We start from the raw sequence: 18,824 nt of genomic DNA on the forward strand, positions 1-18,824 counted from the left end.
GTGGAAGGATGGCGCAACCCGCCCACCCGTCACCCGACCACCACCCCCCCAACGAGGCGCTACCGCGCCGCACCTTTGAATGACGAGGAGATGACCGCGTGCCTGGCACAAACCTGACTCGCGAAGAGGCGCAGCAGCGGGCGAAGCTGCTCACCGTTGACTCGTACGAGATCGATCTGGACCTCTCCGGCGCGCAGGAGGGCGGTACCTACAGGTCCGTGACCACGGTGCGCTTCGATGTCGCCGAATCCGGCACGGAGTCCTTCATCGACCTGGTCGCCCCGACCGTCCACGAGATCGCGCTCAACGGTGACCCGCTCGCCCCCGCCGAGGTCTTCGCGGACTCCCGGATCGCGCTGCCCGGTCTGCTGGAGGGCCGCAACATCCTGCGGGTCGTCGCCGACTGCGCGTACACCAACACCGGCGAGGGCCTGCACCGGTTCGTCGACCCCGTCGACAACCAGGCCTATCTGTACACCCAGTTCGAGGTGCCGGACGCCCGCCGCGTCTTCGCGAGCTTCGAGCAGCCCGACCTCAAGGCCACCTTCCAGTTCACCGTGAAGGCGCCCGACGGCTGGACGGTCATCTCCAACTCGCCGACGCCCGAACCGACGGACAGCGTCTGGGAGTTCGAGCCGACGCCGCGGATCTCGTCGTACATCACCGCGCTGATCGTCGGCCCGTACCACTCGGTGCACAGCGTGTACGAGAAGGACGGCCAGTCGGTCCCGCTCGGCATCTACTGCCGCCCCTCACTCGCCGAACACCTCGACTCGGACGCCATCTTCGAGGTGACCCGGCAGGGCTTCGACTGGTTCCAGGAGAAGTTCGACTACCAGTACCCGTTCAAGAAGTACGACCAGCTGTTCGTGCCGGAGTTCAACGCGGGCGCGATGGAGAACGCGGGCGCGGTCACCATCCGCGACCAGTACGTGTTCCGGTCCAAGGTGACGGACGCCGCGTACGAGGTGCGCGCCGAGACGATCCTGCACGAGCTGGCCCACATGTGGTTCGGCGACCTGGTCACCATGGAGTGGTGGAACGACCTGTGGCTGAACGAGTCGTTCGCCACCTACACGTCCATCGCCTGCCAGGCGCACGCGCCGGGGAGCCGCTGGCCGCACTCCTGGACCACCTTCGCCAACTCCATGAAGACGTGGGCGTACCGCCAGGACCAGCTGCCGTCCACACACCCGATCATGGCCGAGATCAACGACCTCGACGACGTGCTCGTCAACTTCGACGGCATCACCTACGCCAAGGGCGCCTCGGTACTGAAGCAGCTCGTCGCGTACGTCGGCATGGACGAGTTCTTCGCGGGCGTGCAGGCGTACTTCAAGGCGCACGCGTACGGCAACACGCGCCTGTCCGACCTGCTGGGCGCCCTGGAGAAGACCTCCGGACGTGATCTGAAGGCCTGGTCGAAGGCGTGGCTGGAGACCGCCGGCATCAACATCCTGCGCCCGGAGATCGAGACGGACGCCGCCGGTGTCATCACCTCCTTCGCGATCCGCCAGGAGGCCCCGGCCCTTCCCGCCGGCGCGAAGGGCGAGCCCACGCTGCGTCCGCACCGGATCGCGGTCGGCCTGTACGAACTGGACAGTTCGGAAGGGGCCAGCGGCAAGCTGGTGCGGGACGAGCGCGTCGAGCTGGACGTGGACGGCGAACTGACCGCCGTACCGCAGCTGGTGGGCAAGCGTCGGCCGGCCGTGGTGCTGCTCAACGACGACGACCTGTCGTACGCGAAGGTCCGCCTCGACGAGCGGTCCCTCGCCTTCGTCACCGAGCACCTCGGCGACTTCGAGTCGTCCCTGCCCCGCGCGCTGTGCTGGGCGTCGGCGTGGGACATGACCCGGGACGCCGAGCTCCCGACCCGCGACTACCTGTCCCTGGTGCTGTCCGGCATCGGCAAGGAGTCCGACATCGGTGTCGTGCAGTCGCTGCACCGTCAGGTGAAGCTGGCGATCGAGCTGTACGCCGACCCGGCCGCCCGTGAGGCCCTGCTTACCCGCTGGACGGACGCCACGCTGGCGCATCTGCGCGCGGCGGCGCCGGGCAGCGACCACCAGCTGGCGTGGGCGCGCGCGTTCGCCGCGACCGCCCGTACGCCCGAGCAGCTGGATCTGCTGGACGCCCTGCTGGAGGGCACGCAGACCATCGAGGGCCTGGCCGTCGACACCGAGCTGCGCTGGGCGTTCGTACAGCGCCTGGCCTCGGTGGGCCGCTACGACGAGGCGGAGATCACCGGCGAGTACGAGCGCGACAAGACCGCCGCCGGTGAACGGCACGCGGCCACCGCCCGGGCCGCCCGTCCGACCGAGGAGGCCAAGGCGGAGGCGTGGGGGTCGGTCGTCGAGTCCGACAAGCTGCCGAACGCCGTCCAGGAGGCGGTCATCGGCGGTTTCGTCCAGACCGACCAGCGGGAGCTGCTCTCCCCGTACACGGAGAAGTTCTTCACCGTGGTCAAGGACATCTGGGAGAACCGCTCGCACGAGATCGCCCAGCAGATCGCGGTCGGCCTCTACCCGTCGCTCCAGGTCTCCGAGGAGACCCTGCGCCAAACGGACGAGTGGCTGGCCTCCGCGGAGCCCAGCGCGGCCCTGCGGCGGCTGGTCTCCGAGTCCCGCGCGGGCGTGGAGCGCGCGCTGAAGGCGCAGACGGCGGACGCGGCGGCTGCTGAGTAGTCGTCGTCCGTACGTCGATGGGGGCGGCCGGCACTGTGCCGGGCGCCCCCATCTCCTGTCTCACGACGTCACGGTGAACGGTGTGACGCCACCGTGAGCCCCGCCGCCGGGACGGCCGCGCTCCTGTCGGCGGAAACCGGCGTTCCCGCGGACGAGACGCCCGGTCGGAGCTGTCCGGCGACCGTCGCCGTGAACGCCAGCGCCATGCCCGTCAGCTGCAGCGGGGTCAGCGACTGGCCGAGCGCGGCCCAGCCGACCACCGCGGCGGTCAGCGGTGACAGGGGGCCGAGGAAGGTGACCTGGGTGGCGGTGAGGCGGCCGATGCCGCGGAACCAGAGCAGGTAGGCGACGGCCGTGTTGGCGAGGGCCAGGTAGAGGTAGCCGCCGACCGCCCGGCCGTCCAGCACGGGCGGCGCGCCCTCGGCCAGGAGAGCGAGCGGGGCGATGAGCAGGCCGCCCGCGGTCAGCTGCCAGGCGGTGAGCGCGAGCGGGCCCACGCCGTCCGGGCGGCCCCAGCGCTTGGTCAGGACGGTTCCGGCGGACATCGAGGCGGTCGAGGCGAGCGCGGCCAGCACTCCCACGGTGTCGAGCGCCCCGGCCGCCTTCAGCACGACCAGGCTCACCCCGAACGCGGCCAGGATCCCGGTCAGCACACTCCGCGGCGTCGGCCGCTGCCCCAGCAGCAGCGCCGACAGCCCGACCACGAACAGCGGGCCGACCGAGCCGATGACCGCCGCCATCCCGCCCGGCATCCGGTACGCCGACAGGAACAGCAGCGGGAAGAAGGCGCCGATGTTCAGCGCGCCGAGCACCGCCGCCTTACCCCACCAGACGCCCCGGGGCAGCACCCGGGCGAGGGCCAGCAGGACCAGTCCGGCGGGCAGGGCGCGCAGGGCCGCTGTGAACAGGGGGCGGTCGGGCGGGAGGAGCTCGGTGGTGACGGCGTAGGTGGTGCCCCAGGAGATGGGGGCGAGCGCGGTGAGCAGGACGGTCGCGGGCCGTTTCATGACCGGCACCCCTTCGGAAGGCGGCTTGGCGATAAGTAGCTTAGCGCTAAGCAACTTGCATTCAAGCTACTTGCTTGCGGGTGACCGGAAACCGGCGGATACTCGGGCCATGAGTGCACAGCGCCCACCGCGCGAGGACCCCGTCGACGCGATCATCGAGCAGTGGGCCGAGGTGCGGCCCGACCTCGACACCACCGCGATGGAGGTCTTCGGCCGGATCTACCGGCTCACGCGTGCGGTGGGCGACCGCGTGGACAAGGCGTACGCCACGCTCGGCATCGGACGCGGCGAGTTCGACGTCCTGGCCACCCTGCGCCGCTCCGGCGAGCCGTACACCCTCTCGCCCCGCGAGCTGTCGGCGACGCTCATGCTCACCACCGGCGGGATGACCGGCCGCCTCGACAAGCTGGAACGCGCCGGGCTGCTGCGCCGCTCCCCCGACCCGCACGACCGCCGCGGGCTCCACGTGACGTTGACCGAGCAGGGGCTGGGCCTGGTCGACCGGGCGGTCGGCTCCGGCCTCGCCGTCCAGACGGAGGCCCTGTCCGCCCTGAACGCCGAACAGACCGACCAACTGGCCGGCCTGCTGCGGGAGTTGCTGCTCGACGCGGAGAAATGAGCCGGGCGCCTCTGGTGTGAGCCCGGGGGCGGCTCAGCCGACGTGCGCGCCGAGGGCCGTCACGATCGCGGACGGGGCGGCGGTGTCGGCCGCCCAGGCCACGTATCCGTCGGGCTGGGGCCCGCGGTGCAGGGGTCTCTCACGGCGCCGCTCCCTTGAGGAACTGCGGGCTGCGGACTGCGGGCCTTCGGACGCTGTGCGGTCGGGGTTGGCCCGGACATGCCGAGAGCGCCGGCCTCGCGCACGTACGGCGGGTACGTCGGCGGGGGGCGGCGCCCTCCGGGAAGCGTGCGGGCAGCCGGAGCCGGGCTCCGGAGCTGCGGCGCTTCGGTCAGACCTTCGACTCGGCCTTGGGCTTGGTCTTGATGTTGCGGGTGGTGACCCGGTGCGACTCGTGCGACTTGTCGAGGACCATGACCAGGCCCGCGATGACCCCGAACAGCACGAGGGGGGCCACGACGAAGAGGCCCAGCGTCTCGATGACGCTCAGGCCCGAGCCGGGGTCGTCGCCGTCGTCGCGGGTCACCGCGAGCGCAGGGGACGACATGAGCAGCATCATCAGCGTCGTACCGGCAGCCAGGGCGCCGGCGCGCAGGGCGTTCTTCTTGTCCACGGTGCCAAAAGTACCGAACGCCGGTTGAGGGTGCTCGTCCGGGGTGCCGTAGGAGGCGATCAGGGGTGTGGCGGGGCCGGTGAGGGGCGACCCTCCGCCGGCTCCCGCAGCACCTCCACCAACGCGTGCAGCCTCGGTGACCCGGCCAGTTCCTCCAGGGTCACCGGCCTCCCCTCCGCGTCCGCGATCGGCAACCGCCAGTTCGGGTACTGGTCCCAGGTCCCCGGAAGGTTCTGCGGGCGACGGTCGCCCACGCCGTCCGGGAGCCAGACACCGACCATGCGGGCCGGGGTGCGCAGCAGGAAGCGGTGGAGGGCCTGGATCTCGGCCTCCTCCGAGGAGGGGTCGGAGCCGCCGCCCGCGCCCTGGAGAAGGCCGAGTCGATGGAGCAGGGCCAGCCACTCCGCCGTGTCCGCCGCGGCCTCGGCCCGCTCCTCCTCCAGGGGGCGGGTCAACAGGCCCAGGCCGTCGCGGAGTTCGACGTGCTCGCCGGTGAGGCGGGCCGCCGTGGACGGCAGGTCGTGGGTGGTGGCGGTGGCCAGGCAGTCGGCGCGCCATCGGTCGGGGTCCAGGGGGCGGCCGTCGCCCTCCCAGTCGCGCTCGAACCACAGCACCGACGTGCCGAGCACCCCACGCTCGCGCAGCGTCTCGCGCACACCGGGTTCGACGGTGCCCAGGTCCTCGCCGATGACGACGGCCCCGGCCCGCGAGGCCTCCAGCACCAGCACGGCGAGCATGGCCTCGGCGTCGTAGTGGACGTACGTACCGTCCGTGGGCGCCTCGCCCAGCGGGACCCACCACAGCCGGAACAGGCCCATGACGTGGTCGATCCGCAGGGCGCCGGCGTAGCGGAACAGCGCCCGCAGCAGGTGTCGGAAGGGCGCATAGCCGGACTCGGCCAGGCGGTCGGGGCGCCAGGGCGGCAGCCCCCAGTCCTGGCCGCGCGCGTTGAAGGCGTCCGGGGGCGCGCCGACCGACATGCCGGCCGCGAAGTGCTCCTGCTGCGCCCAGGCGTCGGCGCCCCCGGGGTGCACACCGACCGCGAGGTCATGGACGATCCCGACCGGCATGTCCGCCTCGCGGGCCGCGCGCTGGGCGGCGGTGAGCTGGGTGTCGGTGAGCCAGGCGAGGAGGCAGTGGAAGTCGACGCGGTCCATCAACTCCCCGCGGGCGCGGGCGGTTTCGGCCGAGCGCGGGTCGCGCAGGCCATGCGGCCACTGGTGCCAGTCGGAGCCGTGCACCTCGGCGAGCGCGTACCAGGTGGCGTGGTCCTCCAGTGCCTCGCCCTGTTCGGCGAGGTAGTCGGCGTAGGCGGCGCGCCGGCCCGGACCGAGCGGCACCTCCCGCACCAGCTCCAGGGCCTCCCGCTTGAGCTCCCACACGGCGTCCCGGTCGATCAGCGCGTCCTGCTCCAGTACGGAGGCGCGCAGCCGGTCGGCCCGCTCCAGCAGGGCCCGCACTCGCTCACGGTCCTCGACATGGGCGTACTCGGGGATGTCCGACACCCGCAGATGGACCGGATCCGGGAAGCGGCGCGAGGACGGGCGGTAGGGGGAGGGATCCGTGGGGGCTCCGGGCACGGCCGCGTGCAGTGGGTTGACCTGGACGAATCCGGCGCCGAGCGCTCGGCCCGCCCAGGAGGTCAGTTCGGCGAGGTCACCGAGGTCGCCCATGCCCCAGGAGCGGCGGGAAAGGAGGGAGTAGAGCTGGACGAGCAGGCCGTACGAGCGCCCGGGAGGCTCGGGCAGCCGGGGCGGGGCGACGATCAGATGGGCGTCGGCGGTGCGGCCGTCCGGGGCGGTCGCGGTCAACCGGTGTACTCCGGGCGGGAGTTGGCCGACGGCGGCGCGTGTCTCGCCCTGTTCGGTGGCGATGCGCAGCCGGGTGCCGGCCGGGAGAGCGTCGAGGGCTTCGGGCGTACTGCCGCTCCAGCCCACCACGGTCGGCGGCAGCAGCCGTTGACGCAGCTCCTCCTCCCGGGCGGTGCGCGCGGCGTGGACCGCCTCGGGGCTGTCGGCGGCGACGCCCAGGGCGGCCAGGGCCCGGGTGACGGCAGTGGCGGAGGCCGTGACCGTACGGTCCGGGGAGGGGCTGTAGGAGGTGGAGACGCCATGGAGCGCGGCGAGCCGGGACAGGTCCTCGGTGGGCGGCTCGACCGGCCGGGGCGCCGTCATCTACGGCTCCCAGTGGGCATCGGACTCGCTGGTGAGCGGAGCGAAGTCGGCGAGCGGCGGCTCGCTGGTGAGGGGCTCGGCGTCGGGCAGCGGCGGCTCGCTGGTGAGCGGGGCCTCGACGCAGGCGCCCTCGGCGCTGAACACGCACAGGTGGAGATCGGATGCGGCGGACGACTCCGCCTCGTACAGGGCGGACAGGGCGGAGGGGTCCGCCTCGGGTTTGGAGAGGGGCGGGAGCAGAACGGGTGCTGATGCGGCCACGGGGGCCTCCTTGTCGAGTACGACGTGCGGATATCGCAGCTCTACCCAGTGGTCGCGGTGGCAGACGTAACCGAGGGGACAACGTGCCTCTCGTCACATTCCGTTCCGGTGCGCTATTACCATACTGGGCGAAAAAGCGCATGACGGCCATTCTCGTGCCCTGACGGGAATGTCGGCCGGGGCTCGGGGCGGGAGAGCGGCGGGTCGCGTGAACCGGGCGCTCCGAGGTCGTCGATAGACGAGGTGTGAGACTGTTCCGCCCCATGGGGGGCCACCGAGAGAAGGACCCGGGGGACTCGGACGCGGCGCTGTTGCGGGCGGTCGCGGGCGGTGACTCGGCGGCGATGGCCACGCTGTACGACCGGCACGCGGGGTGGCTGCACGCGCGGCTGAGCCGGCGTTGCGCCGATCCCGAGGTCGTGCGCGAGGTGTTGCAGGACACCTTCGTGACCGTGTGGCGGTCGGCGGCCGGACATCGCGGCGAGGAGGCCGGCGGCTGGCTGTGGACGATCGCCGCGCGCCGTCTGGTCGACGCGCGCCGGGCTCACGAGCGGGCGTCGCGGCTGGAGACGACGCCGATGAACTCGCCGGCGGGCGAGGCACGGGCCGGGTACGCACCGGCGGTGGCCGCGCCGTCCGTGCCCTCGGCGGAGGACCGGGTGCTGGCGGCGCTGGAGTACGGCGACGTGGGCACCGCCCTCGACCGCATCTCGCCCGAACTGCGCGAGGTGCTGCGCGCCACGGTCGTCGACGGCCTGACCACCCGCGAGACGGCCCGGCTGCTCGGCATCCCGGAGGGAACCGTGAAGTCCCGTGCGATGCGCGCCCGCGCCGAACTGCGCGCCGCACTCGCCCAGTTGAACACGTCGCCGATGGGAGGCCCGGCATGACCGGCTGGCACGCGTCCGACGACCTCGTCACCCGCTACGGCGACGGCTCCCTCCCGGAACCGGACGCCTGGTCCCTGGAGAAACACCTCGAAACCTGCGGCCGGTGCGCCACCCGGGTGTCCCGGGCCGTACGCGAGACGGCGGCGGGAACGGCCCTGGCGCAGGTGCGGGAGGCGGTCCTGGGAGCCGCGCCCACCCGGCCGGCAACGACGACGCCGACAACGGCGCCGATCACGGCGAAGCCGACCACGACTCAGCCTCGGCCGCGCGCCCGCCCCCTCGCTCTCCCCTCCCCCGGCCCCCGCCTCGCCCACCTCCTCTGGGCCGCCGGGCCCGCCGTGCGCGGGGCCTGGCTGCCCGCCGTGCTGCTCGTGGCATTCGGCGCCGTGGCGCTCGCGTACGGGGCCGACATCACCGGCGTACGGCCTCTGCTGCTAGCCGTCGCCCCCGTCGTACCTGTCGCCGGGGTGGCCCTGTCCTATGGGGCGCACGCCGACCCGCTGCACGAGATCGCCGCTTCGACACCGTCCGCCGGGTTGCGGCTGGTGCTGTCGCGGACGGCCGCCGTACTGGCGGTGAGTGTGCCGCTGCTGACGCTGGCCGGGCTGCTGGTGCCGTCCTCGGACGCCCCGGGCGCGGCCGCCTGGCTGCTGCCGGGGCTCGCGCTGACGCTGGCCTCGCTGGCCCTGGGCGGCTATGTCGGCGTCCGTACGGCGACGGCCGTGACCGGCGGCGGCTGGCTGTGCGCCGTACTCGTGCCGGTACTCGCCGCCCCGGGCGGGCGGCTGACGGCCCGGCTGGCCGAGCAGCTCTCGTACTGCCTCGACGGCGCCCCGGCGCAGGGCGGCTGGGCCGCGGCGGCCGCCCTGTCCGCCGTCCTGCTGGCCGCCCGCCGGCCCGCCTACGACCGCCTGGAGACGCGATGAGCCCGGCCGGCTCCATCTCCCCACCCACCTCTGGAGAACCGTTGAGCACGATACGAGTGACCGGTCTGCACGTCCGGCACCGCAAAACCGTCGCCCTCGACTCGGTGGACCTCGACTTCGGTCCCGGCGTGCACGGCCTGCTGGGTCCGAACGGCGCCGGCAAGACCTCGCTGATCCGGGTCCTGGCCACGGTGGCCGCACCGACGGGCGGCCGGGTGGAGCTGCTCGGCGACGATGTCCAGGACCACCGGAAGCGGGCCGCGGTCCGCCGTCGGCTGGGTTACCTGCCGCAGGAGTTCGGCTACTACCCGGGCTTCACCGTGCGGGAGTTCGTCGCCTACGTGGCCTGGCTGAAGGAGATGCCCGCCGCCGAGGTCCCGGCCGCCGTCGAACGGGCCGTGGCCCGGGTCGGTCTCGCCGACCGCATCGACGCCAAGGTGAAGACGCTGTCCGGCGGCATGGTGCGCCGCGTCGGCATCGCGCAGGCCATCGTCAACGAGCCCGACCTGCTGCTGCTCGACGAACCGACAGCGGGGCTCGATCCGGAGCAGCGGGTGGAGTTCCGGGAGCTGCTGCGCGAGCTGGGCGGTTCGTCGACCGTCATCGTCTCCACCCACCTGGTGGAGGACGTGGCCGCGGCCTGCACGGAGGTGACCCTCGTCGAGTCGGGCCGGGTCGCCTACCGCGGCACACCCGCCTCGCTCGCCGCGCTCGGCGATGGCGAGACGGGCACCGGCGTCGGCGACAACCCGATCGAGCGCGGCTACACGACGGCCCTGCGCACCCACCGCGCGTCCGCCGCGTCGGCCACGCCGCTCGAAGAGGCGGCGCGATGACCCTCGTGGCGGAGAGACGAGAGACCGCACCGCGCCCGCACCATCCGCTGCGCGCCGAGGTGGTCCGCGGTTTCGGCCCGTGGGCCGGTGCCGCCGTCCTGCTGACGGTCGCGGTCGCGCTGGGCGCCGCCGCCGACCAGTGGCAGGGCGGCTGGGCCGAGACGCGCGAGCGGTTGCACACGACCGCGGGGCTGCTCGGTGTGCCGCTGGCGCTGGCCGCGGGCTGCTGGCACGGCGGGCGCGAACGCAGACGCCGTACCGAGGACCTGCTGGCGGCGTCCGCGCGCGGGCCGCTCGCCCGGCTGCTGGCCTCGGGGCTGCCGCTGGTGCTGTGGGTGGTCGCGGGTTACGCGGCGGCGACCGTCCTCGCGCTGCTCGCCACCTGGTACCGCACCACGGGCGACAGCCCGTACCTGGTCGCGTTCCTCACGGACGTGGTCGTGCTGGCATCGGCCGTCGTGGCGGGCCAGGTGGTGGGTCGGCTGGTCGCCTGGCGGCTCGCGGCACCGCTGTCAGCGTTGGCGGGGTACGTCGTCATCGGCATGCTGACGTACGGCAGCGACAACAACTCCTACGCACCCCTCTCACCGGTCGTCGACGGTCCGACCAACTCGGTCCCGGTGTGGTGGCAGCCGATCGCCATGGCGGCGTGGGCGGGCGGTATCGCGGGCACCGCGGTGCTGGCGTACGCGGCCCGCCGAAGGGCCTTCGCGCTGCTGCCACTGGCCGCCGTGATCGCAGCCGGCACGCTGTTGGTGCAGACCGGGGACGGTCTGTGGCACACCAGCCCGGTCGCCCGCCGCCAGGTGTGTGACACCTCCAGCACCCCGCAGGTCTGCGTGAACGCCCGCTTCGAGAAGCTTTTGCCGCAGGTCACGGACGCCCTGTCCGGCCTCACCGGCCGTCTGGAGGGCGTACAGAACCTGCCGGTGCGGTTCGAGGACCGGCCGGGCCGGCCGGCCCGGGACGAGGTGGAGTTGCCGATGCTCGCGCCGATCGGCTGGTCCGTCGTACGGGGTGAGCTGGTCGATCCGCGGGAGTACGCGTGGGCGGCCGGGATGGCGTTGTACGGGCGCAGTGAGTGCGACGAGCCGGACCCTCGGCTCGACCCGGTCGACAGCGCCGTGGAGCACTATCTGGCGGCGAGCCCCTCGGAGAAGGTCTTCGACGAGCATCTCGCCGACAGGGGCGAGGCCGGCCGCGCGAGGCTCCGGGCCAGGGTCGCGGCCCGCGCCCGGCTGGAGGCGATGGGCGAACAGGACCGCCGCGCCTGGCTGTCGGAGTACTTCGCGACGACGGACCGGTGCGACGCGCGGGGGGTGCCGACACTGTGAACGCCTCTTTCCGCCTGCGCGCCGGCGCACTCACCGGCACCGCGCTCGACGGCCCGCTCCTGTACGCCCGCTCGCGCGCCGTCCCGCGCGCCCTCGCCGCGCTCCTCGCCACCGCCGCCCTCGCCGTATGGGCGGCAGACGGCCTGGACGCCTACCTCGATCCGGAACGGCGGGTGCCCGTCGTGGCGCTGGCCCCGCTGTTCGGCGCCGCGGTGATCGGGACGAGCCTGCACTCCGCGTCCGAGGAGCTGGACCGTACGGCGGTCAGCCCCTGGTGGCGGTGGCGCCTGGTCCATCTCCTGGCGCTGACCGGGCTCATGGCGGCCCTGCTGTCCGTGGCGGTGCTCGGCCACACGTCCGTGTTCGGCCCGCCCGCGATGATCCGCAACGCGCTCGGCTCGACGGGTCTCACCGCGGCGGTGGCCGCCCTGCTCGGCGCCCGGCTGAGCTGGCTGCCGGCCTTCGGCTATGTCAGCGCGGTGTACCTGGGGTCGGCCGGTGCGCACGGGAGGTCCAGCACGGTGTGGGCGTGGCCGGTGCAGCCGGGCGGCGGGACGGGCGCCTGGACCGCGGCGGCGTCGGTGTTCGTCGTGGGCGGGGCGCTGTACGTCGTACGGGGAGCGCGGGGAGAGGGACCGCGCGCCTGAGGTGCCGCCTCGCCCCGACGGGCCCCGCGCCGCGGACGGCGTGGGGCCCTTGAGGTCACCGGATCACCAGGTGTCACCGGGTATGCAAAAGCCCGGATCGTGGTCAGGCAGAGATGCCGTCGATCCGGGCCAGGGCGTCGTCCGCGCCGTACGGTTGCAAGTACGGCAACCAGCGCGGATCCCTGTGGCCGGTCCCGATGATGCGCCAGGCCAGGCCGGTGGGCGGGGCGGGTTTGTGGCGCAGCCGCCAGCCGATCTCGACGAGATGGCGGTCGGCCTTGACGTGGTTGCAGCGACGGCAGGACGCGACGACGTTGTCCCAGACGTGCTTGCCCCCGCGACTGCGCGGGATGACGTGGTCGACGCTGGTTGCGACGCCACCGCAGTACATGCACCGGCCCCCGTCACGGGCGAAGAGGGCCCGCCGGGTGAGAGGAACGGGCCCCCGATAGGGAACCCGTACGAATCGCTTGAGCCGGACCACGCTGGGTGCGGGGACAGTGACGGTTGCGCTGTGCATGAAGGCGCCGGACTCCTCAAGGCACACGGCCTTGTTCTCCAGAACGAGAATGAGCGCGCGACGGAGCGGTACGACGCCGAGTGGCTCGTACGACGCGTTCAGGACCAGGACATGCGGCACGGATGGCCTCCTTGGACGCCGGCGGCGCGTGGCTCGCGCCGGGACGATTTCGTTAGTCAGTCTCCCCTCATGCCTGGTGGAAGCGCCACCATGTCGTGGTAACGGGCTGGGAGTGTTTTCGACCACATCTGGTACATCCCCAGGATCGCGAGCAGTTCATCCCACCTGTTCATCCCCAGGTGAGCGCATTCTCTCCCCCGAACATTGCAACGATCGACACACGATGCCCCGATAGTGTGGTGGAGCTGCCCCACCGGTGACCTTTCCGTGACCTTGAAGCACGACGTACGACCGGACGTACGCCCGTACGACCCCACGCCGTACGGACCTGACCGCGACCGGAGGGGCGGACCGCCGCACTGGAGGTACCTGCCGTGTCCTTGTCCGCCGTCCTACTGGCCGCCGGTCCGTCGCCGTCGCCGTCCCCCTCGGGGACGCCGACCGCTCCGGCGGTGCCGTCACTCGAGGACGCCCAGGAGAGCGCGACGAACGCCGCCAGCTGGGTTCAGCAGAACTGGTCCACGTGGCTGGCGATCGGGCTGCGGGTCCTGCTGATCCTGGTGATAGCGGCGGTGCTGAGAGTCGTGGTGCGGCGGGCCATCACCAAGCTGATAGACCGGATGAACCGCTCGGTGAACGCGGTCGACGGCAGCGCGCTGGGCGGCCTGCTGGTGAACGTGGAGCGGCGCCGTCAACGCTCCCAGGCGATCGGCTCGGTCCTCCGCTCGGTCGCCAGTTTCCTGATCCTCGGCACCGCGGCGCTGATGATCCTCGGCACCTTCGAGATCAACCTCGCCCCGCTGCTGGCGTCCGCCGGCGTCGCCGGTGTCGCGATCGGTTTCGGCGCCCGGAACCTGGTGACGGACTTCCTCTCCGGCGTCTTCATGATCCTGGAGGACCAGTACGGCGTCGGCGACACGATCGACGCGGGGGTCGCCTCCGGCGAGGTGATCGAGGTCGGCCTGCGGGTGACGAAGCTGCGCGGCGACAACGGCGAGATCTGGTACGTCCGCAACGGCGAGGTCAAGCGCATCGGGAACCTGTCCCAGGGCTGGGCGACGGCCGGGGTGGATGTGACCGTCCGCGCGAACGAGGACCTGGACAAGGTGCGGCGGACCCTCAACGAGGTCAGCGAGAAGATGAGCAAGGAGGAGCCCTGGAACGAGCTCCTGTGGGGCCCGATCGAGGTTCTCGGCCTGGACAGCGTCCTGCTCGACTCGATGGTCGTGCGCGTCTCCGCCAAGACCATGCCGGGCAAGTCCCTCACCGTCGAACGCGAGCTGCGCTGGCGCATCAAGCGCGCGTTCGACGCGGCGGACATCCCGATCGTGGGCGGCGTGGCCGTCGTGGTCCAGGACGAGGGGGCCGCGGACCCCACGGCCGGCATGGCGGCCCCGTCCGTGTACTCCAACACGGGCTCCGCCCAGGCCCAGGCGGCCACACCGCTGACACCGCAGAGCCCTACGAAGTAAGGCCCACGCCCGCGCCCCGCAACCCCCGCGGGTAACAGCCTCCGCCCCCGCAGGTAACGACTCCGTTGCCGCGGGGGCTCTCTCTTGACGCCTCCTCCACCCCCGGCCTATGGTCCAGGCCATCAGATAGGAAACCTTCCTAACAGTCATCGCCGGATGGACTTCCCGGCTCGATCACTGGGAAGCTGGACGGCTGAGAGGCAGGTGTCGACCCCATGGCAGGAATCGCCGGTACGCCGGGCACCCCGCGCGTCCTGCGCGCCATGAACGACCGTGCCGCGCTGGACCTGTTGCTGGAGCACGGACCGCTGTCCCGCACCCGGATCGGCAAGCTCACCGGCCTGTCCAAGCCGACCGCCTCCCAGCTGCTGGCCCGGCTGGAGGCCTCGGGGCTGGTCCTGGCGACCGGCACCACCGAGGGCCGCCCGGGCCCCGGCGCCCAGCTCTACGAGGTCAACCCGGCCGCCGCGTACGCCGCCGGACTCGACGTCACCCCGGAGCGCATCCTGGCCGCCGTCGCCGACGTCACCGGCCGGACGGTGGGCGAACACGAACTGCCCACCCCCGGCAGGCGGTCGGCGAAGTCCGTCGTCCAGCAGGTCACCGCCGCCCTCGACGGCGCGGTCAAGGCGGCCGGGCTGGCCCGCGACGACCTGCACCGCCTCGTCATCGGCACCCCCGGCGCCTTCGACCCGGGCACCGGCCGGCTGCGCTACGCCTCCCACCTCCCCGGCTGGCACTCCCCCACGCTGCTCGACGAACTGGCCGCGGCGCTGCCGATGCCGGTCGAGTACGAGAACGACGTCAACCTCGTCGCCGTGGCCGAGCAGCGGCTCGGTGCGGCGCGGGGGTACGGCGACTTCGTCCTGCTCTGGAGCGAGGGCGGCCTCGGCGCCGCCCTGGTCCTCGGCGGGCGGCTGCACCGGGGCTGGACCGGCGGCGCCGGCGAGGTCGGTTTCCTGCCGGTGCCGGGCACCCCCCTGGTCCGCCAGGTGGCCAAGGCCAACAGCGGCGGCTACCAGGAACTGGCCGGCTCGCAGGCGATCCCCCGACTGGCCCGTGAACTCGGCGTCCAGGACATCCCCTCGGGCCCGTACCCCGAGGTCGCCGCCGCTCTCGTGGCCCGTGCCGCGGCGGCCGACGACGACCTGCACCAGCGCCTGCTCCAGACCTATGCGACGAACCTCGCCACCGGTCTGGCCTCCCTCGTCTCCGTCCTCGACCCCGAACTCGTCGTCCTCAGCGGCGCCTCGCTCACCTCGGGCGGGGAGCCACTGCGCGCCCTCGTCCAGGCCGAACTGGAGGAGCTGGCCGCACCCCGGCCCCGGCTCGTCGTGGGCGACGTCCATGAACACCCCGTGCTGCGCGGCGCATTGGAGAGCGCGCTCGCGACGACCCGCGACGAGGTCTTCGACACCTCGCGCTGAACCGCGTCCCCCCCCTCGCACACCCACCATCACCTCACCCTGGCCCTAGGGAGACCCCGTCATGCCCACAGCCATACCCGCAGCCGCCCGAAACGCGGCCTTTGTCCTCACTGCTTCCCTCGCCCTCCTCACCACGGCCTGTACGGGCCAGTCGGAATCGGCCGGCGCCTCCGACGACACATCCAAGGACACGACCATCACCTTCTGGCACGCCTGGAGCGCGCCGAACGAGGTGAAGGGCGTGAAGGCGCTGATCGCCGGCTTCGAGAAGACGCACCCCACCATCCATGTGAACGTCGTCGGCAACATGACCGACGACAAGATCAACCAGGCCCTGCGCGCGGGCGGCAGCAAGGCGCCCGACGTGATCTCGTCGTTCACCACCAACGGCGTCGGCAAGTTCTGCTCCTCGGGCGCGCTGGTCGACCTGGGCCCGCTCTTCAAGAAGTCGGGCATCGACCCGGCGACCACCTTCCCGAAGGCGATGGGCGAGTACACCCAGTACGAGGGCAACCGCTGCGCCGCCCCGCTGCTGGGGGACGCCTACGGCCTCTACTACAACAAGACCGCGTTCAAGAAGGCCGGCATCGCCAGCCCGCCCAAGACCTGGTCCGAGTTCGAGTCCGACGCCAAGAAGCTGACGATCACCCAGGGCGCCACGTACAAGCAGCTCGGCTTCATGCCGGACTACCACGGCTGGGAGACCACGACCGAGCACTACCTGGGCCAGTTCTCGCCGACGTACTTCGACAAGAGCGGCAAGTCGACGATCGCCACCGACCCGGGCGTCGCCGACGCCTTCACCCTCCAGAAGAAGCTGGTCGACGACCTCGGCGGCTTCAAGAAGCTGGAGAAGTTCCGTTCCGGGCTCGGTGACGAGTGGGGCCCCAAGCACCCCTTCCAGACCGGCCAGGTCGCCATGCAGCTCGACGGCGAGTGGCGCCTGGGCATGGCCCTGGACGCCAAGCCCGGCTTCGAGATCGGCGTCGCCCCGCTGCCCGTCTCCGACGACCAGGCCGACCAGTACGGCAAGGGCTACATCACCGGCACCATCGCCGGCATCGCCGCCACCAGCCAGAAGCAGAACGCGGCCTGGGAGCTGCTGAAGTACATCACCACGGACACCGGCGCGGTGGTCGGCTTCTCCAACGCCATCCACAACGTCCCCTCCACCCTGGCGGCCCTGAAGTCCCCCGACCTGAAGTACGACCCGCGCTTCAAGACCTTCCTCGACATCGCCGCGAACCCGAACTCCACCACCGCCCCGGCCTCGATCAACGGCGGCGTCTACCTCACCACCCTCCAGGAGCTCGGCTACGACTACGAGAGCGGCAAGGTCACCGACCTCAAGGCCGGCCTGAAGAAGGCCGCCGCGCAGATCGACACGGACATCGCGCAGGCGAAGTAGTCATGGCCATCCACACGTTGCGGGCGAAGCGGCCCCCCGGTCTCGCCGCGAAACAGCGGAGACAGGCGCTGCGCACCCTCGCCTTCCTCTCCCCCTGGTTGATCGGTTTCGCGGTGTTCTTCGCGTACCCGATGATCTCGACGGTCTACTTCTCGTTCATGCACTACGACGGCTTCAAGCCGCCGACCTGGGCCGGGACGAAGAACTGGACGTACGTCTTCGAGCACTACCCCTTCTTCTGGCCCGCCCTGCGCAACACGCTGTGGCTGGTGGTCATCATGGTGACCCTCCGCGTCCTGTTCGGGCTCGGGATCGGCATGCTCATCACGAAGATCAAGACGGGTACGGGCATCTTCCGCACCCTCTTCTACCTGCCCTACCTCGCCCCGCCGGTGGCCGCGACCATGGCGTTCGCGTTCCTCCTCAACCCCGGCACGGGACCGGTCAACTCCATGCTGGAGAAGATCGGCATCCCGGCACCGGGCTGGTTCAACGACCCGAACTGGTCCAAGCCGGCCCTGACGCTGATGTTCCTGTGGGGAGTCGGCGACCTGATGGTCATCTTCATGGCGGCGCTGCTCGATGTACCGAAGGAGCAGTACGAGGCGGCGGAGCTGGACGGCGCGTCGGCGTGGCAGCGGTTCCGGTTCGTCACCCTCCCCAACATCTCGCCGATCATCATGTTCGCGGTCGTCACCGGCGTGATCGCGGCGATGCAGTGCTACACACAGCCGCTCGTCGCCGGAAAGGTCGCCTCGGGCGTGATCCAGGGCGCGGGCACCATGTTCGAGCCCGGCTACCCCGAGCACTCCACACTCACCCTCCCCCAACTCGTCTACAACCTCGGCTTCCAGCGCTTCGACTACGGCTCCGCCTGTGTCGTCGCCCTGGTCCTGTTCGCCCTGTCGATGGCGTTCACCGCGCTGTTGATGCGGCGCCGGGGCGGCCTCATCCAGGCAGGTGACTGACATGACCCAAGTACTGGAACGGCCGGTGGAGTTGAAGGTTCCCGCCTCGCCCGCCGAGCGCACGGCCCGCCGCAAGGCGTTCCTGGAGTGGGTCGCGGTCCACTCCCTCGGCGTCGCGGCCGCCCTCTTCTTCGCCCTGCCCTTCGTGTTCGTCTTCCTGACGTCCCTGATGAGCGACTCGCAGGCACTCAGCCGGGACCTGATCCCGCACACCTGGGAATGGGCGAACTACCGCAAGGTCTTCGACACCCCCGGCTTCCTCACCTGGTGGAAGAACACGCTGGTCTACGCCGGACTGGGCACGCTCCTGACCGTCGTCTCCTCGGTTCCCGTGGCGTACGCGCTGGCCAAGTTCCGCTTCCGGGGCCGCAATCTGACGCTGATGCTGGTGATCTCGATGATGATGCTGCCTCCGCAGGTGGTCGTCATCCCGATGTACCTGTTCTGGGCGAAGCAGCTGGACCTGTCCGGCACGCTGTGGCCGATGATCATCCCGTTGGCGTTCGGAGACGCGTTCTCGATCTTCCTGCTCCGCCAGTTCCTCATGACCATCCCCAACGAGTACGTGGACGCGGCCAAGGTGGACGGCTGCGGTGACCTGCGGACCCTGCTGAGGGTCATCCTCCCGATGGCGAAGCCCGGCATCGCCGCCATCGCCCTCTTCCAGTTCTTCAACGCCTGGAACGACTACTTCGGCCCGCAGATCTACGCCTCGGAGAACCCGGGCGCGTGGACCCTCTCCTACGGCCTGGAGTCGTTCAAGGGCGCCCACCACACCGACTGGAACCTCACCATGGCCGCGACCGTGCTGGTCCTGGCTCCTGTGCTCCTCGTGTTCTTCTTCGCCCAGAAGGCGTTCGTCGAGGGCGTCACTCTCACCGGCGTAAAGGGTTGATCCACACATGCTGCGTCTACCCG

General features: G+C 71.6%; 17 protein-coding genes. 12 read left to right on the top strand and 5 right to left on the bottom strand.

Translation table 11 applies throughout. The features are described from left to right. Positions 1-98: 98 nt before the first annotated feature. A complete protein-coding gene (gene pepN, locus OHA64_RS17290) occupies positions 99-2,684 on the top strand; it encodes an aminopeptidase N (RefSeq protein ID WP_405613914.1) in 2,586 nt (861 codons plus the stop codon). Between the two features lie 68 nt (positions 2,685-2,752). On the opposite strand, the gene OHA64_RS17295 is transcribed toward pepN, so the two are convergent. Next, a complete protein-coding gene (locus OHA64_RS17295) occupies positions 2,753-3,691 on the bottom strand; it encodes an EamA family transporter (protein ID WP_405613916.1) in 939 nt (312 codons plus the stop codon). 109 nt (positions 3,692-3,800) lie between these two features. Here OHA64_RS17295 and OHA64_RS17300 point away from each other — a divergent pair, with 109 nt between their 5' ends. Further along, positions 3,801-4,310 (top strand): MarR family winged helix-turn-helix transcriptional regulator, encoded by a 510-nt coding sequence (locus tag OHA64_RS17300; RefSeq protein ID WP_405613917.1) that lies wholly within the window; start codon positions 3,801-3,803, stop codon positions 4,308-4,310. Positions 4,311-4,641: 331 nt separating this feature from the next. Here OHA64_RS17300 and OHA64_RS17305 read toward each other — a convergent pair whose 3' ends face one another. The 3 genes from OHA64_RS17305 to OHA64_RS17315 are packed head-to-tail and all read right to left on the bottom strand — an operon-like array spanning position 4,642 to position 7,358. Then, positions 4,642-4,923, bottom strand: coding sequence for a hypothetical protein (locus tag OHA64_RS17305; RefSeq protein ID WP_405613918.1), 282 nt, complete (start codon positions 4,921-4,923; stop codon positions 4,642-4,644). A 59-nt stretch (positions 4,924-4,982) separates the two neighbouring features. Then, positions 4,983-7,097, bottom strand: a complete 2,115-nt coding sequence (gene malQ / locus OHA64_RS17310) for a 4-alpha-glucanotransferase (RefSeq protein WP_405613920.1) — start codon at positions 7,095-7,097, stop codon at positions 4,983-4,985. Continuing rightward, a complete protein-coding gene (locus tag OHA64_RS17315) occupies positions 7,098-7,358 on the bottom strand; it encodes a hypothetical protein (protein WP_405613922.1) in 261 nt (86 codons plus the stop codon). A gap of 263 nt (positions 7,359-7,621) precedes the next feature. Between OHA64_RS17315 and OHA64_RS17320 the strand changes: the two genes are divergently transcribed. The 5 genes from OHA64_RS17320 to OHA64_RS17340 are packed head-to-tail and all read left to right on the top strand — an operon-like array spanning position 7,622 to position 11,991. Beyond that, complete coding sequence (locus OHA64_RS17320) at positions 7,622-8,248, top strand: RNA polymerase sigma factor (protein WP_405613924.1); 627 nt, start codon at positions 7,622-7,624, stop codon at positions 8,246-8,248. Continuing rightward, positions 8,245-9,174, top strand: a complete 930-nt coding sequence (locus tag OHA64_RS17325) for a zf-HC2 domain-containing protein (RefSeq protein WP_405613926.1) — start codon at positions 8,245-8,247, stop codon at positions 9,172-9,174. The genes OHA64_RS17320 and OHA64_RS17325 overlap by 4 nt, the downstream gene beginning before the upstream one ends. Continuing rightward, a complete protein-coding gene (locus tag OHA64_RS17330) occupies positions 9,171-10,010 on the top strand; it encodes an ABC transporter ATP-binding protein (protein ID WP_405613928.1) in 840 nt (279 codons plus the stop codon). The genes OHA64_RS17325 and OHA64_RS17330 overlap by 4 nt, the downstream gene beginning before the upstream one ends. Then, on the top strand, positions 10,007-11,344 hold the full coding sequence (locus OHA64_RS17335) for a hypothetical protein (protein WP_405613930.1): 1,338 nt from the start codon (positions 10,007-10,009) through the stop codon (positions 11,342-11,344). Before OHA64_RS17330 ends, OHA64_RS17335 begins: the two co-directional genes overlap by 4 nt. Continuing rightward, positions 11,341-11,991 carry a hypothetical protein gene (locus OHA64_RS17340; RefSeq protein ID WP_405613931.1) on the top strand — a complete coding sequence of 217 codons (651 nt, stop codon included), beginning with the start codon at positions 11,341-11,343 and terminating at the stop codon, positions 11,989-11,991. The genes OHA64_RS17335 and OHA64_RS17340 overlap by 4 nt, the downstream gene beginning before the upstream one ends. Positions 11,992-12,094: 103 nt before the next feature. Here OHA64_RS17340 and OHA64_RS17345 read toward each other — a convergent pair whose 3' ends face one another. Further along, positions 12,095-12,631, bottom strand: coding sequence for an HNH endonuclease (locus OHA64_RS17345; protein WP_030670120.1), 537 nt, complete (start codon positions 12,629-12,631; stop codon positions 12,095-12,097). 374 nt (positions 12,632-13,005) lie between these two features. Between OHA64_RS17345 and OHA64_RS17350 the strand changes: the two genes are divergently transcribed. The 5 genes from OHA64_RS17350 to OHA64_RS17370 all read left to right on the top strand — a co-directional run bounded on the left by OHA64_RS17350 (position 13,006) and on the right by OHA64_RS17370 (position 18,801). Then, positions 13,006-14,103, top strand: a complete 1,098-nt coding sequence (locus OHA64_RS17350; protein WP_405613933.1) for a mechanosensitive ion channel family protein — start codon at positions 13,006-13,008, stop codon at positions 14,101-14,103. Between the two features lie 215 nt (positions 14,104-14,318). Beyond that, on the top strand, positions 14,319-15,530 hold the full coding sequence (locus tag OHA64_RS17355; protein WP_405613935.1) for an ROK family protein: 1,212 nt from the start codon (positions 14,319-14,321) through the stop codon (positions 15,528-15,530). Between the two features lie 61 nt (positions 15,531-15,591). Beyond that, positions 15,592-16,938 (top strand): ABC transporter substrate-binding protein, encoded by a 1,347-nt coding sequence (locus OHA64_RS17360; RefSeq protein WP_405613937.1) that lies wholly within the window; start codon positions 15,592-15,594, stop codon positions 16,936-16,938. A gap of 2 nt (positions 16,939-16,940) precedes the next feature. Then, on the top strand, positions 16,941-17,906 hold the full coding sequence (locus tag OHA64_RS17365) for a carbohydrate ABC transporter permease (RefSeq protein WP_405613939.1): 966 nt from the start codon (positions 16,941-16,943) through the stop codon (positions 17,904-17,906). Between the two features lies 1 nt (position 17,907). Continuing rightward, positions 17,908-18,801, top strand: a complete 894-nt coding sequence (locus OHA64_RS17370) for a carbohydrate ABC transporter permease (RefSeq protein ID WP_405613941.1) — start codon at positions 17,908-17,910, stop codon at positions 18,799-18,801. Positions 18,802-18,824 lie beyond the last annotated feature (23 nt).

The organism is Streptomyces sp. NBC_00076 (assembly GCF_045041235.1).
In the GTDB taxonomy this organism is placed as follows: domain Bacteria; phylum Actinomycetota; class Actinomycetes; order Streptomycetales; family Streptomycetaceae; genus Streptomyces.

Coding starts and splice junctions, on each gene's coding strand:
- OHA64_RS17295 (WP_405613916.1), bottom strand. CDS start 3,691: ATGAAACGGCCCGCGACCGTCCTGCTCACCGCGCTCGCCCCCATCTCC.
- OHA64_RS17300 (WP_405613917.1), top strand. CDS start 3,801: ATGAGTGCACAGCGCCCACCGCGCGAGGACCCCGTCGACGCGATCATC.
- malQ (WP_405613920.1), bottom strand. CDS start 7,097: ATGACGGCGCCCCGGCCGGTCGAGCCGCCCACCGAGGACCTGTCCCGG.
- OHA64_RS17320 (WP_405613924.1), top strand. CDS start 7,622: ATGGGGGGCCACCGAGAGAAGGACCCGGGGGACTCGGACGCGGCGCTG.
- OHA64_RS17325 (WP_405613926.1), top strand. CDS start 8,245: ATGACCGGCTGGCACGCGTCCGACGACCTCGTCACCCGCTACGGCGAC.
- OHA64_RS17330 (WP_405613928.1), top strand. CDS start 9,171: ATGAGCCCGGCCGGCTCCATCTCCCCACCCACCTCTGGAGAACCGTTG.
- OHA64_RS17335 (WP_405613930.1), top strand. CDS start 10,007: ATGACCCTCGTGGCGGAGAGACGAGAGACCGCACCGCGCCCGCACCAT.
- OHA64_RS17355 (WP_405613935.1), top strand. CDS start 14,319: ATGGCAGGAATCGCCGGTACGCCGGGCACCCCGCGCGTCCTGCGCGCC.
- OHA64_RS17360 (WP_405613937.1), top strand. CDS start 15,592: ATGCCCACAGCCATACCCGCAGCCGCCCGAAACGCGGCCTTTGTCCTC.
- OHA64_RS17365 (WP_405613939.1), top strand. CDS start 16,941: ATGGCCATCCACACGTTGCGGGCGAAGCGGCCCCCCGGTCTCGCCGCG.
- OHA64_RS17370 (WP_405613941.1), top strand. CDS start 17,908: ATGACCCAAGTACTGGAACGGCCGGTGGAGTTGAAGGTTCCCGCCTCG.